Below are 13,550 nucleotides of genomic sequence, written 5' to 3'. Positions count from 1 at the left end.
TAGTTTATCCCCCGACTGAAATCTCCCGATTGGGAGATGGAAAAAGCAGCTCCCCGCCCTACACTTGGCAGCAAGGAGGAAAAAATGAAAAACCTGATTACAAGACAACCGTTGGTATTTTCCGTGCTCGTCATACTCGTGCTTGAAGTGTTCGTTCTGGCGGGGTTCTTCTTTAGCAAGGCATCAGGTGTACCGCTGGTCGCGCTCGACCTGCCGCTGTTGATGCTCAACGCACTACTTGCCATCGTCATCCTTTCCGTTTTGGGCTGGTGGCGCGAGGCAGGCTTCAACGCGCCAACGCAATGGCAGAATGTACACCTTTTACTCGTGCCGCTGGTGCTGTTGATTGGACCAACGCTCTTGTTTCAACCGCAACTTCCCGCGCCCGGCAACATCATCGTCCTGCTTATTGTGACGCTGTTGATCGGTTTTCAGGAAGAAGCAATCTTTCGCGGCGTGCTGCTGCATGCGCTCAGACCACAAGGCGTAATGAACGCAGTGCTCATCTCGGCAGGGCTGTTTGGCATTATCCATATCAACTCGCTGTTGGTCGGGCGTGATCCTATCTTCGTGTTGGCGCAAATCATTGCTTCGTTTCTGGGAGCAATCGGTCTTGGCGCACTGCGCATCCGCTTGAACAGTGTCGTGCCGCTGGTGCTGCTCCATGCCTTCAATGACTTCCTGCAATTCAGCGCCACAGGCGGCATGGAAGCGGGCGAAGTGGCGCTGTACATCCCGATTTTGAAGGTCGTTATTTCGGGGCTGATGGCACTGTACGGTGTCTATTTGCTGCGCGGTTACAGGGAAGATATCGATCCTAACCGCGTGAATCATTGCCATTACAGGCAACAAGGAGAAACATCATGAAACAACTTATCGTTTGGTTACTCGTGTTCGTGGTTGCGCTTTCCGCGTGTAGTTTCACCCCGCCTGGCGCGGTGACCGGATCGGGAAACATGGTCACCCAAACCTTCGATGTACGCGATTTCGATCAGATCCGCCTTGGGACATCAGGCGTGATGTACATCGAACAGGGCGACAACTTCAGCCTGAGCATCGAAGCCGATGACAACATCCTGCCCGTTTTGCAGGTGGAGGTGGAGAAGGGCGTGCTGACTCTGCGTACCACCCCCGAGGTCTCCATGCTGCAATTTGAGACGCTCATCTACCGCGTGACCCTGCCCAAATTGAGCGCCATTGACCTTTCTGGCTCGGCGGATATCCGCGTGGAGGATTTCACCGCAGACTCACTGGACATCAACATCAACGGCTCTGGCGATGTGACCTTCGTCAACCTGGATGTGGCTTCACTCTCCGTCCGCATCAGCGGTTCGGGCGACATGATCCTGCCCAACGTGGCGGCAAAGACTATCCTTGCCGAAGTCAACAGCTCGGGTTTGATGGAGGCGGCGGGTACAACCGATAGACTACATGTAAAAGTATCTGGTTCTGGCGATCTGTTGGCAGAAAAACTCAAGGCATCCATCGTGGAGGTGGCGGTCAATGGCAGCGGTGATGTTACGGTCTGGGCAGTGGACACGCTGGATGTGTCCATCAGCGGTAGCGGCAATGTGAGGTATCTCGGCTCGCCTACATTGACCAAGAAGATCAGCGGTGGCGGCGATCTGAGCAAACTGGACAGCTAAAACTCGTGATAGGATTGACCTTTCAAATTGATGGAAGGTCAATCCCTGTTAGCAGAATTATCAATTCCAACGGAATAGAGTAAAACAAGAAAGAAAAATCAGCGTAAAGCTGCCAGGCAATATTCTGTTGGTCTCTTTCGGATTACTGATGATCTTTCACATTTTTTCTTGTCAGATAAGGAACAGTCGCCTTCGGATGTCCTTCATTTAAGTAATCCCAGTTCGCGTGCCATACCTGCCGCTTTCACACGGTCATCCACGTTCAACTTGCCGTAGATATGTTTGACATGGGTCTTGACCGTGCCAACCGAGAGAACAAGTTTTTCCGCAATTTCTGGGTTGGACAATCCTTCGGCAATCAACCGCAACACTTCGATTTCGCGTTCGGTCAGCGGCTCAATCAGGGATGATTGTACCACCTGCGCGGGTTTGCCAAATGCCGCCAGTAACTCTGCCACAAAATCATCCCTGCGCAACCTGTGGATCTGCGTCAGCAGATGTCTCATCTCTTCCCCTTCCTCAAGGAAGATGCGCACATAGCCGTTTGCCTTGCCAATTTCCAGCGCACGCCCCAGCATGTTCATTGCGACAGAAGGATTCCCCGCCTTCTGCTCTAGTAACGCGCTGACGATGTGCAGTTCCATCTCGTATTCGACATACCCCGCTTCGCGCGCCAGCCGCACCTGCTCCGCCACCAGACGGCGACCCTCATTCCAGGCTTTTTGGCGCGTCAGGTAACGCACTTGCAGCAGCGTCTGCAAGCGGTAAGGAAAGAACAGCGGCTGCTGCGGCGGTTGATACGTCCGCGCATACGAGTCGAACGCTGCCCAATCTTTGAGCCTGAACATCAACTCGGCGCGGACGGCATACGCCCAATCTATGGCATTGGTCACGCCACCGCGGTATGCCAGGGTAACCAGGTCATCGGCTGCCTGGCGAGCAGCGGCTTCGTTGCCGTTGAGCAGTTCAAGTCTGGTCAAGAGTGCATACAGGCGTAAACTGACATCAGGCATGCCGCTGCTTTGAGTTTGCAGGTTTTGCGTCATATTGACTTCCAGCCAGGCATGCTTCAAGTCATTGATCAGGTAATATCCAAGCGCCTGGTTGATATGTACCCAGCCGCGCACCAGCGCTGGTGCGCCCTGTCGCTCGATCATGTCGATCAAACGACGATTCAGGGTCATGGAACGCTGCAAGTCGCCGCATTCGCGCACTACCTGCACTCGTGCGCACTCGGCAATCCAGGCAGTGGTTGGGTCTCCCGCGGCACGGCAGAGCCGAATGGCTTCGTTGTATGCACGTTCCGTCTGGGCAAGACCCAGTCCCATCGAATGCGTCACAATGGCAATATTAGATTGGGCAAACCCGCGCCAGAGCAAATCGTGTTCGGCAAGTTGTTGCAATGCCTGTTCCGCAAGTAGCCAGGCGTGCGGTGCATCATTGTGGACTGCCCGGGCGATATAACTGCGGATGACCTGAAAACGTCCACGGGCATAGCTGGCTTGCGGCTCGTCCTTCAGGTTTCTTTCGGCGCGTTCAAGCAACGGCAGCGTGCGGGCATTGTCGTAACCAAGCCAAAGCCATGTCCAGCCGAGAAAGGCACTGAGGATGGGATACTTTGCCAGCACAGTATCGGGCAGCGCCTCGATTCGATGCATAAGACCGGCAAGCTCTGCATGTCCCCAGCTTTGACTGAGCGTGCGTTCCATCAAAGCAGCGACCCGTTCAGGCTCATCAGCAGCAATCCAGTGACGGATGGCGTCGAGCGTAAAATTGTTTTGCTCGAACCATTCCGCCGCACGGCGATGAAGATCGGTAATCCCGGCAGGGTTGGCCTGGGCAAGCCGCCGCTTCAACAGATCGGCAAAGAGATGATGGTAGCGATACCAGTTGGCATCCGAGTCGAGGGGAATGATGAACAGGTTGGCACGTTCCAGGTCTGTAAGTATGGATTCGGAACAGACACATTGTAAGAGATGATTACATAACGCTGCGTTGAACCGTTCAAGGATGGATGTTTTCAGCAGGAAATCGCGCAGCGACTCAGGCTGGCGCGCAAGCACTTCGTCGGTGAGATAGTCTGCCACGTAGCGATTACTGCCCGCGAACGCAGCAATGATTTGACCAGGGTTCGAGGATTTTTGCAGGGAGAGCGCAGCAAGTTGCAATCCCGCTACCCAGCCTTCGGTACGCTCCTCCAGAGTCCGGATGGCTTCGGCGCTCAACGAAAGCCCCATCGTTTGGTTCAGAAACTGCGCGGCTTCGGCTTCGGTGAAGCGCAAATCATCGGCTCGGATCTCGGTCAACTGTCCACGCACGCGCCAGCGCCCCAGGGGCAGGGGAGGATCGACGCGGCTGATGAAGACGAGGTGAATGTTGTTGGGGAGATGATCAATCAGATAGACGAGCGCGTCGTGGATGGGCTGCCGGGTGATGTGATGGTAATCATCGAACACCAGAACAACACTTCGGTCTGAAAACACAAAGAGATCGTTGAGCAGGGCCACGGTCAGCTCGCGGGGGTTGGCAACGGCTGCTCCAAGCGCAGACTCAAGTGCAGAAACAGGGGCTACGGTCTGAAGCGCAGCAGCAATACAGGTAAAAAAGCAGATGGGATCATTATCGTCTTCTTCCAGTGAATACCATGCCACATTTTCGGATGTATTCGTTGCAAGCCAGGCAGCCATTACAGTGGTCTTGCCAAAGCCTGGTGGGGCAGCGATAATAGTGAGCCTGTTATTAAGAGCGGTGTGAATCCGTTCAGTTAGCCGAGGGCGGGGGACAAAGCAGTCTGCGAGAGATGGTGGATGGAGTTTTGTTTGCAGGATGGGGATTGGCATACAGGTGATTAAGGTAAACTGCGACGTAGATTGCATAAAATGATAGACTGCAACCTGCGACCATCGGCTAAGGGCTTCATTATAACTTCATCTGTAACTCAAGTAAAATCCGAGCGCATCGTTGCGTACCCATCACTGCAATTCAGGCGGTTCACGCACCAGATGTTCAGGGTTTCCCAAATAACCTCAAGGCATCAGGTATGCATACCTGCGCCTGTCGCTACCGCTTCGGTAGTACGAACACCGATATGCACTTCAGGTCGAGTTGCCTCAACGCGATGCCCCGCCGCGCTGCGATACGCGGTGGGCGCGATGCCGATCAGGCGCTTAAACGCTTTGCTAAAGGCTGCCTCGGAGCGATAGCCTACACGAGCGGCAACCTCACCAACACGCAACGAAGGGTCTTCAATCAACAGGCGCGACGCTATCTGCATCCGCCAGCGCGTCAGATATTCCATCGGTGGCTCACCGACCAGCGCCGTAAAGCGGGCGGCAAACGTTGAACGCGAACACGCCAGCGCACGTGCCAGTGAGGCTACCTGCCAGTCCTGCTGGGGGTGTGCATGCATCAGTGCCAGCGCCTTGCCGATCAGCGGGTCGTGGAAGGCACCCAGCCAGCCACTACCTTGCGTGCCATGCATTTCCACCCAATACTGCACGATCTGCACAAACAGAATGTCGGCCAGGCGGCGCAAGACAACCTCTTTCGCCGGTCGTTGCGACTCGGCCTCATCTGCCATCAACTCCAGGACCCGATTGAGCGGCCGTGCTGCGTGGTACGGAATGTGAATCACGTCTGGTAGATACCGGAATAGCGATGCTGCATGCACATACTCGAAATCGAATGTGCCGCACAACAGCACCGCGCTGGGCATATCACTCCAGCGCATCAGGGCGCATTTCCCCCACTGATCGAGTTCCAGATTGCGCAGCGGATGCGTATCAGGCGTCTCTAGCAGGAGATGTTCCTGACCATGGGGTAAGAGTAACAGATCGCCTTCACGTAGCGGTGTCCATTCAGGTGTTCCTGCTACCCGAAAAAAGCCATTGCCACGGTGCAATACGTGAAAAACCGCGCAGGAACGTGAGGCAAAGTGCAGTCCCCAGGGTGAACCGAGTTCAGAGCGACAATAGACGCTACTCTTCAGGCGCGCAAGATTGAGAATGTAGGTAAGCGTATCCATAATCCCGGACGATTGGCAAAGAAAAACGGATTCATAGCTATAGACTGTCCAGATAGTGTGGATTATAGTCAAAGCATTCGGTTCAGTCAATGGAGGTCTGCGATGCACGTACCACCCGAAGGCGCACCACCCTTGATCTACACCCTGCTCGTATTCGTGCATATCTTTGCCACAATGGTTGCCGTTGGCTTGAATGCAAGTTATGTCATCTGGATTATCCGGGGCACAAAGGACCCGGCCAGCATGGCGTTTGCCCTGCGCGGCGTCAAGTTCATTGACGATTATGTCGCCAATCCGTGCTATCTCGCAGGCGGAGTCACCGGCGTACTGATGATTGCGATGGGCAAAGCCGTCGCACCTTTTCTATGGGTCGCCATAGGCTTGTACATCGTAGCAATGGCAATCGCCTATGGCGTGTATACGCCACTGCTTAGCCGTCAGATCAAAACCCTGGAAGCCAGCGGGATCAACGACCCAGAGTATCAAATGCTGGCACAGCGATCCAATCAGGTCGGTGCATTGATGGGCGTGCTGGTGGTGATCATCGTGCTGCTCAAGATCTTCGAGCCGCCACTATGGTAATTGCTTGCAGCAAAGGAGTTTCGCGTGAAAAGCATTCGCATCGTTCATCTGATATCCACGTTCGCAATTGGGTTGTTTGCCGGTTTGCTCTACACCTTTGAGCAGGGGGTCATCCCCGCCTTGATGACCCTGAACGCCACGGAATACGCCAGAGTCGAACAAGGGCTTATTCGCTCGCTCGATGCCTTCCCGACAGGCGTGATTGTCGTTGCCAATCTGGCGATGCTGTTGCCGTTGTATCCACTGGTGCGTCTGTGGCAACAGCGTAACACTGCCTATTGGCGTCTTACCGCACTGGGCTGGGCGCTCTTTTTCTTCGGGGTTGGGATATTCACAATTGTTCTAAATGTTCCAATCAATAATGCTGTACTGGCCTGGGATCCAGCAGCGCCGCCCGCCGACTGGGAGAACGCTCGCAGCACGTGGAACACGCTCAACGCCATCCGCACGCCGATTAATTACGTTAGCTTTTTGCTGATGATTTGGGCGTCTTTCGAGATGCCTGAAGGGTAGGCGAAGGGAACACCTTTCCTTGAGTCACGCTAGAGCAAAAACATTTACTAACCAAAGTTGCTACCTTTGCCACCACAGAGACACTGAGGACACGGAGTATGTGAATAACCCGGATTGCTATCGTGAGACGTGACGTAGCACGCCAATGGGAACTGGCTGCTCCCCACATCGCTCATCCGATCACGCCATCCGGTGTTGAGGGCAACGTCGTGCTGCTCATCATGGCGTGACACCCACCGGAACGTGTGCATGGCTGCCGCACGCCAAACGCTGCGACATGCGCATGAGGAGCTGGCAAGGCCACCCATCCAGCGCGTGATGGCACCGCAGATGGTCGTTAACCCTCATCTCATACTCACAACCGACAGCGTAACCGGTACAACACGCACCCAGATCGAGCACGGGATGTGCGGAGCATAGCTTCCGCACTCCAGATGTTGCGCATCACACAGCGTGGAAGTGGATGTCTGACATATACCAGCCTCTGCAAGGGATAAGCCATCTCAGTATCAGTCGCAAGTCGCTTTCGCCGGGCTAGACACGTTGCGTATAATTGAAACTATGAATATGACACGTTGGATTACAACCATCCGCGAACGACTGCAACGACCGGCACCGCCCCCTGAGACGCGCCGGATCGGGCTGGCCCTGAGTGGCGGCGGCGGCAAGGGGGCAGCGCACATCGGTGTCTTGCAGGTGATTCAGGAACTCGATATTCCGATTGACCTGATTGTTGGCACCTCAGCAGGAGGTGCGGTTGCCGTGCTCTACGCTGCGGGCTTTGATCTCGCTGCGATCCAGGACGTTTTTCGCCAGAGCGCATTGCGCCGTATTGCTACTCCCGACCCAACCGGCACCGGCATTATCGGCCAGCGGCGGCGGGAGGAGATGCTGTATCGTCTCCTCGGTGACCGCACCTTTGCCGATCTTAACCTGCCATGTGCGGTCGTGGCAACCGATCTGGTCAGTGGCGAGACGGTTGTCCTTAACGAGGGGCCAGTTGTGCCGGCATTGCTGGCAACCACCGCACTCCCGGCGCTCTTCCCACCGGTGCCCTACGGTGACATGCTCCTGGCCGATGGCGGCATTCTCAACAATTTACCGGTTGATGTGGCGTATGAGCTGGGTGCTCAGCGGGTAATCGCGGTTGATTTGCGCGATGCCCAGGCCGGGTTCTCGCTCCAACCTGAAGAGAACGATAGCCTGCTGGCGCGTTTTATGTTTGCGCCGAAGCAGTTTGCAGTTGCCCAGCGTGCGTTGAGTTTGCTGATGGCGGAAGCAACCGAGCTGCGTTTGCAGCAGCATCCGCCCGATGTGCTGATTCAGCCTGATGTTGCGTCCATCCATACGCTCGATTTGAGCACCCCCGAAAAGGGGTATGCCATCGGGCTGGAAGCTGCACGTGAGCTGGCCGGTGAGCTGATCGATCTGCGGCTGTGGCGGAACGGTACGCAACTGGCGGTTCAACCACAGCCGCGCCGTGCGCGCAAGATCGAACGGAAGCGTTCGGTAATGATTGGCTCAAACCGACTACCGGCGCGTTCACGTCCAGAAGCAGCGGGGACGGTGTAGTAGAAGATAGAAGATAGAAGATAGGAAATAGGAAATAGATAAAGAGGGTGAGGGGGCGCTGGGATAGCTCCCTCATTTTGTGCGCTAGAACTTATTTCATAAAACGCTGTACTATCGCGCTCTAATAACCATCTCCGGTGCCATCACGCGCTGGATTGGTTGCCTTGCTCGCTCATCATCCGCGTGTCGCGACGTTTGGCGTGCGGCAGCCATGCTGCCGCGCCAGCCGTACGCACGATCTGGCACGTGTCAGGTCGTTGACCCGGCTGGTCACGCGAATGCCGGATGTGCTCGTTATGATCATGGAACCGGTCGGCAACGAATGAGATACCCTCATAGGAGATGTTTTTTGAAACAGGTTCTAGTTTTTTGTTGCACCACAGAGACACGGAGGGCACGGAGGAGGAGATAGGAGATAGGAAAAGAGGGTAAGGGGGCGCTGGGGCGGCCCCTTCCTTCTGTGCGCTTGTTTTTTTGTTGCACCACAGAGACGCGGGGGCACGGAGGAGGAGATAGAAGATAGAAGATAGGAGATTAGAAGAGGAGAAGATAGAAGATAGAAGATAGGAGATTAGGAGAGGAGAAGATAGAAGACAGGAGATTAGGAGAGGAGAAAATAGGAAAAGAGGGTGAGGGGGCGCTGGGGCGGCCCCTGATTCCTGCCCCGAAAGTTTCCGTCTGAAACATCGACTTCACGGCTTGCATCACGCACAATTTCAAGGTACTATTTAATAGGGCAATATTGGACTATTCACCAATTTCCGTTGCGCTACGTCGGATACCGCCGGCCAACCAACCCTCTTATAAAGACAATTGGCGGCGATGGAGACGCAAATAACCCCCGTGCAAGCAGGTCAACCACACACGTATAACAAGGAGCCTTTGTGAGTCGCCAACACACTATCCTGATCACGATGGGCGTGATGATGAGCCTGTTTATGGCTTCGATGGAGTCGACCGTTATCGCTACAGCCATGCCGGGCATTGTGCGCGATTTGGGTGACATTGAGAGTTTTAGCTGGGTTTTTGCCATTTATATGCTGACCAGCACGACCGCCGGCCCTATTTTCGGGCGTCTGTCAGACCTCTTCGGACGCAGGCCGGTCTATATGGTAGCAATCGCTATCTTTAGCCTGGGTTCACTCTTGTGTGGGCTGGCAACCACAATGCCTATGCTAATTGCAGCACGCGCACTCCAGGGGTTGGGCGCCGGCGGACTGCTCCCACTGGCCTTTATCATCGTCGGTGATATTTTCACGCTTGACCAGCGAGCAAAGGTGCAGGGGCTTTTTTCAGGGGTGTGGGGCATCAGCTCGGTGATTGGCCCACTGATCGGCGGGTTTCTGGTTGATCAGATTTCATGGCACTGGGTGTTTTGGATTAACCTCCCTCCGGCGGCTATCGCTGCGGCACTGGTCTGGATAGCGTGGCGTGATCCGGTACGTGCAAACGCCAAACGACCACCCATCGATATTGCCGGTGCATTGTTGTTGAGCGTCGGAATTATTCTACTGCTGCTCGGACTCGATCAGCCAACAACGCCCAGCGGCATTCTTATGTTAAGCGCTGCTGTAGCAACGCTGGCCTTGCTGGTGATGGTTGAACTGCGGGCACCGGCACCAATTCTCCCGTTTCACCTGTTGCGTGACCGCACATTCGCGATTGCCTGTCTCCATGGCATTCTGGCCGGTGGTGTGCTGTTCGGCAGCATGAACTACGTGCCACTCTTCGCGCAGGGGGTGCTGGGCACAAGCGCAACCGAGGCCGGCACCACCCTGACGCCACTGATGCTGGGATGGGTCTTTACCAGCATTATCGGTGGCCGGCTGTTGTTGCGCATGAGCTATCGCACGCTCACGATTGGCGGGATGGTCATGTTTGTAGCGGGTGCCATCCTCATGGCCCGGCTACGCCCCGATATGAGTCGGCTTGAACTGGCCATTGCGCTGGGGCTGATGGGGATTGGCATGGGTGCCAGCATTCCCTCGTTTTTGATAGCAGTGCAGAGCACGGTGGCCCGCAACGTGTTGGGAGCGGCAACCGCGAGTTTGCAATTTTCGCGCACGATTGGCGGGACGATTGGGGTGGCTGTGCTGGGCACCTTACTGACGAACCGGTTGAGTGCAGAGCTGGCAGCACGCGGCTTACAAGCCGATGCCGTTCCGGTTGAAGCACTGATCGGCGAGGGAGCAACCGCGATGACCCTTGCCGGCGAGCCACGGCTGGCACTGGCGGCTGCGCTGACCGCAGTCTTTGCCGCGCCGCTGGTGTTTGCATTGCTGGCACTGGCAGTGACATTTCTGGCCCCTTCGCACAGCCCTGATGATCTGCGCCGTAAGCGTGAACAGCGCGAAGAGGTAACTACGGCGAAAGAAGTTGCGCCACAGCAGGCGGGGTAGGGGGAGGAGGTAGGAGGTAGGAGATAGGAGGTAGGAGATAGGAGATAGAAGATAGGAGATAGAAGATTAGGAGATAGGAGATAAGAGATAGGAAGTTCAAGGATGACAGGTGAGGGGAAACGGATGCAGGCGGCGTTACCGGCAAGTGTCCAGCCATCCCTGGACGCTGGGAGCGCGGGCCTCCGGCCCGCAAAAGAATGTTCATCCGCTGCATCCTCCCTCACCTCCCAATAACCCACCCCAGGCGCTGGGAGCGCGGGCCTCCGGCTCGCAAAAGAATGTTCATCCGCCGAGTCTTCCCGCACGTCCCAATCCTCCAGACACAATTAGCTATAGGCTCGCATGGCCAGGTGCTCCTACTGGTGATCTGCATTCATTTGACTGTTTCCTTGTGACCCTCACCACCAGCCCTTCTCCCGCGCTATGGGAATAAACCTGTGGATGGCACGAACTCTGCCAGGCCGGTCCGGTTGGCAAAGGATGGTCGCTTAATGTCAGGAGGATCGGTCATGCGTAACAAAAGCCTGACCGGTAGTGAATGGTCGTCACCGTCGCCCGCTGGGAGCATACCGTGGGCGGCGCAACGACGCACAGCTATCGGTTTGGCGCCGATGTCATCGGCGTGAGGCGCAGCGATCAGGGGACGTGGTATCTGCACAGCGACCAGGTGGGGAGCGTGAGCGCGGTGACGCGCAGCGACAGCGGGCTGAGCGGGGTGCAGTACGACGACCCGTGGGCCGCTGTGTGCAGCGGGAGGCATCCGTCCGACCACGTTCACCGCCATCGGACAGCACCTGGACGCCAGCGCATTGGTGTCGTATCATGCACGGTACGACGATCCCGACATCGGGCAGTTTCTCTCTGCCGACACCATCATCCCCGGCAGCCCGCCGCTCACCGTCTGGCCGAGCGATGCAACGGCGCAGGGGATGTGGCGCAGCGCCGGCAGCGGCCCGGTCAATCCGCAGGACCTGAACCGCTATGCGTATGCGCTGAACAATCCGCTGAAATACACCGACCCGACGGGGCATCTGCCGCTGCTGCCGGTGCTCATCGCTGGCGGGCTGGCGCTGCTAAAGGCGATTGACGACGGCTGGACGGCGTGGGATGCCTTCCAAGCCACCCGCACGCTGGCCGACCCGGAGGCTCCTGCTGAGGAGAAGCGCGCGGCGACCGCCAACCTGGCCCTGACCGCCGCGCTGGAAGCGGCCGAACCTGATGACATGCTGCCGGTCGGCTTGCCCCGCGATGACTTGCTTCGGGTTGGGATCATCGGGGGGAGCAAGGGGGCGGATGCGGGGCGGGTGGTGGCGCGGGGTGGGGCGGGGGCAGATGTCGTTGGCGGCACGCCTCCTCGATGGCCCCATACGCCAGAGGAGATGGATGATTTCCTCGGTCTGCAGGGAGAACGCATTCCAGATACAGCAGGGACGCCTGGAAGGAGCAAAGTGGTATGGAAGCCATCCGATACTGTGAAAATCACCTATGAACAGCATCCCTATCACACGACTGCGCCTGCTTACCATCGAGGGCCGCACTGGCATCTTGATACACCAGGCAAACCTCATGTCCGATATCTTCCGGGTGAGGATATACCGGGATTGTGGGTGGAGGTTCAATGACTTCGCAAGATATCGCAGTGATCCGTTTTACGGATGTCGATTCCCAAGAGGAAGCCGTGGTCCTCGTGCGTGTGGTGGGGGCGCAGATTGGCCTCTGCCTATCACGCGAGCATAACGGCGACATCGAAGTCTTCTTGGCAGAACAGGACTGCCGAGCGCTCATCGCAGCGCTGCAGGATGCACTCGCCGTGGTCACCAACGATCACTTATAGCTATTAGAGATGATCACAATGTATGGTATCCCGGTACTTTATCAGGATATCAAGACCAAAGTCGACTGTGCCTTGGCCCTTACCAGTTTGACTGTGGACGAGTTCGAGTAATCGGTTGAACCGCTCGCATGCACGTGTGTACGGCACCTGCACGCTTAAACACTGGAGGACAAACCGCAGAGTGGGCACAGCTATAGCAGTCCAGCAACAGTCCATCGCTGATGCTCCACAAACGTCCGCTGTTCATGCTCAGCTATCTTTAGGTAGCAACACGCCAGGGTTCCCACGGCGCAATAGTCGAGATGTCGCCGTCGAATACCAGCAAGGAGATCCACGTGTGACTGGTGGTACTCGCTCAGATGCTGAGCGATCGTGGCGATACGCCTGCCCGCTATCTTCACACACTCCGGCAACGCTTGGTTAAGCTACTGGACAGCGATGCAGGCGCTTCGTCGTCGATATCGCCCGCATCGCTTATGATCTTACGATGTCCATCAGAACGGCCTGACCTAAACCAGCGGATTGGCTTTGGCCACTAACCTGAACAGCCTGGCATTATCCACGCCGCCTCATCGCCGATGCGCTGTGCACCGCTGCCCACGCCGACACCATCGCCGCTACCCTGCCCACCATGGCCCACGCCGATGAGGCGGCGGGGGCGGCGCAGGCGGCGGCGCGGGGTGGGGCGGAGGTGGAGGCCGTTGCCCGGCTGGACGACGCTGATATCGTGATGCGTGTTGTTGAAGCAGGCAAACCTGGCTTTCAACTCTGTTCAGGTGAAACAGATCTGTTCGTCTTTGACAAGCGTATGATAAGCGCCGAAGAGGTCTTGCGGGAGCTTCGACCTGAGAGCACTACGGTGGAGCAAACGGTAGCACAGATCAAAGCGAAAGGATGAGGTGTTATTCGAACCCCTAGCGATCCAACCCGTCTCTCACCACGAGCCTGCCGTGCCCATTGTGAGATTGTTCCGGGACCTG

General features: G+C 56.5%; 13 protein-coding genes. 10 read left to right on the top strand and 3 right to left on the bottom strand.

Going from position 1 to position 13,550, the window contains the following annotated elements; translation table 11 throughout:
* Positions 1-84: 84 nt before the first annotated feature.
* Positions 85-867 carry a CPBP family intramembrane glutamic endopeptidase gene (locus tag CAUR_RS16530; protein WP_012258993.1) on the top strand — a complete coding sequence of 261 codons (783 nt, stop codon included), beginning with the start codon at positions 85-87 and terminating at the stop codon, positions 865-867.
* Positions 864-1,646 carry a head GIN domain-containing protein gene (locus CAUR_RS16525; RefSeq protein ID WP_012258992.1) on the top strand — a complete coding sequence of 261 codons (783 nt, stop codon included), beginning with the start codon at positions 864-866 and terminating at the stop codon, positions 1,644-1,646. The genes CAUR_RS16530 and CAUR_RS16525 overlap by 4 nt, the downstream gene beginning before the upstream one ends.
* Positions 1,647-1,849: 203 nt before the next feature.
* Here the strand turns inward: CAUR_RS16525 and CAUR_RS21785 are convergent, their stop codons facing one another.
* Together CAUR_RS21785 and CAUR_RS16515 are read right to left on the bottom strand one after the other, a co-directional pair.
* Positions 1,850-4,333 carry a winged helix-turn-helix domain-containing protein gene (locus tag CAUR_RS21785; protein WP_273067051.1) on the bottom strand — a complete coding sequence of 828 codons (2,484 nt, stop codon included), beginning with the start codon at positions 4,331-4,333 and terminating at the stop codon, positions 1,850-1,852.
* A 347-nt stretch (positions 4,334-4,680) separates the two neighbouring features.
* The gene (locus CAUR_RS16515) at positions 4,681-5,670 is read right to left on the bottom strand and encodes an AraC family transcriptional regulator (RefSeq protein WP_012258990.1); all 990 of its coding nucleotides are present in this window, start codon (positions 5,668-5,670) and stop codon (positions 4,681-4,683) included.
* Between the two features lie 102 nt (positions 5,671-5,772).
* Between CAUR_RS16515 and CAUR_RS16510 the strand changes: the two genes are divergently transcribed.
* The 5 genes from CAUR_RS16510 to CAUR_RS16490 all read left to right on the top strand — a co-directional run bounded on the left by CAUR_RS16510 (position 5,773) and on the right by CAUR_RS16490 (position 10,736).
* Complete coding sequence (locus CAUR_RS16510; protein ID WP_012258989.1) at positions 5,773-6,252, top strand: DUF2269 family protein; 480 nt, start codon at positions 5,773-5,775, stop codon at positions 6,250-6,252.
* Between the two features lie 24 nt (positions 6,253-6,276).
* Positions 6,277-6,765 (top strand): anthrone oxygenase family protein, encoded by a 489-nt coding sequence (locus CAUR_RS16505; protein WP_012258988.1) that lies wholly within the window; start codon positions 6,277-6,279, stop codon positions 6,763-6,765.
* Positions 6,766-7,014: 249 nt separating this feature from the next.
* Entirely contained in the window at positions 7,015-7,185 is a 171-nt protein-coding gene (locus CAUR_RS16500; protein ID WP_015909360.1) for a hypothetical protein, read from the top strand.
* A 147-nt stretch (positions 7,186-7,332) separates the two neighbouring features.
* Positions 7,333-8,337, top strand: coding sequence for a patatin-like phospholipase family protein (locus CAUR_RS16495; RefSeq protein WP_242604952.1), 1,005 nt, complete (start codon positions 7,333-7,335; stop codon positions 8,335-8,337).
* 884 nt (positions 8,338-9,221) lie between these two features.
* On the top strand, positions 9,222-10,736 hold the full coding sequence (locus tag CAUR_RS16490; RefSeq protein WP_012258986.1) for an MDR family MFS transporter: 1,515 nt from the start codon (positions 9,222-9,224) through the stop codon (positions 10,734-10,736).
* A gap of 421 nt (positions 10,737-11,157) precedes the next feature.
* Here CAUR_RS16490 and CAUR_RS16485 read toward each other — a convergent pair whose 3' ends face one another.
* Complete coding sequence (locus tag CAUR_RS16485; protein ID WP_015909357.1) at positions 11,158-11,520, bottom strand: hypothetical protein; 363 nt, start codon at positions 11,518-11,520, stop codon at positions 11,158-11,160.
* A gap of 145 nt (positions 11,521-11,665) precedes the next feature.
* Between CAUR_RS16485 and CAUR_RS21600 the strand changes: the two genes are divergently transcribed.
* The 3 genes from CAUR_RS21600 (at position 11,666) to CAUR_RS16470 (ending at position 13,468) form a co-directional block, all read left to right on the top strand.
* Positions 11,666-12,358, top strand: coding sequence for an RHS repeat-associated core domain-containing protein (locus CAUR_RS21600; RefSeq protein WP_273068715.1), 693 nt, complete (start codon positions 11,666-11,668; stop codon positions 12,356-12,358).
* The gene (locus tag CAUR_RS16475) at positions 12,355-12,570 is read left to right on the top strand and encodes a hypothetical protein (RefSeq protein WP_015909355.1); all 216 of its coding nucleotides are present in this window, start codon (positions 12,355-12,357) and stop codon (positions 12,568-12,570) included. The genes CAUR_RS21600 and CAUR_RS16475 overlap by 4 nt, the downstream gene beginning before the upstream one ends.
* A 631-nt stretch (positions 12,571-13,201) precedes the next feature.
* Positions 13,202-13,468: a hypothetical protein gene (locus tag CAUR_RS16470; protein ID WP_012258984.1), complete on the top strand. Its 267-nt coding sequence runs from the start codon at positions 13,202-13,204 to the stop codon at positions 13,466-13,468.
* The last annotated feature ends 82 nt before the right edge of the window (positions 13,469-13,550 follow it).

Origin of the sequence: Chloroflexus aurantiacus J-10-fl (assembly GCF_000018865.1) — a bacterium.
GTDB classification, from domain to species: Bacteria; Chloroflexota; Chloroflexia; order Chloroflexales; family Chloroflexaceae; genus Chloroflexus; species Chloroflexus aurantiacus.
The sequence above is the reverse complement of the archived record's forward strand: the minus strand, read 5'-3'. Positions and strand labels throughout refer to the sequence as shown.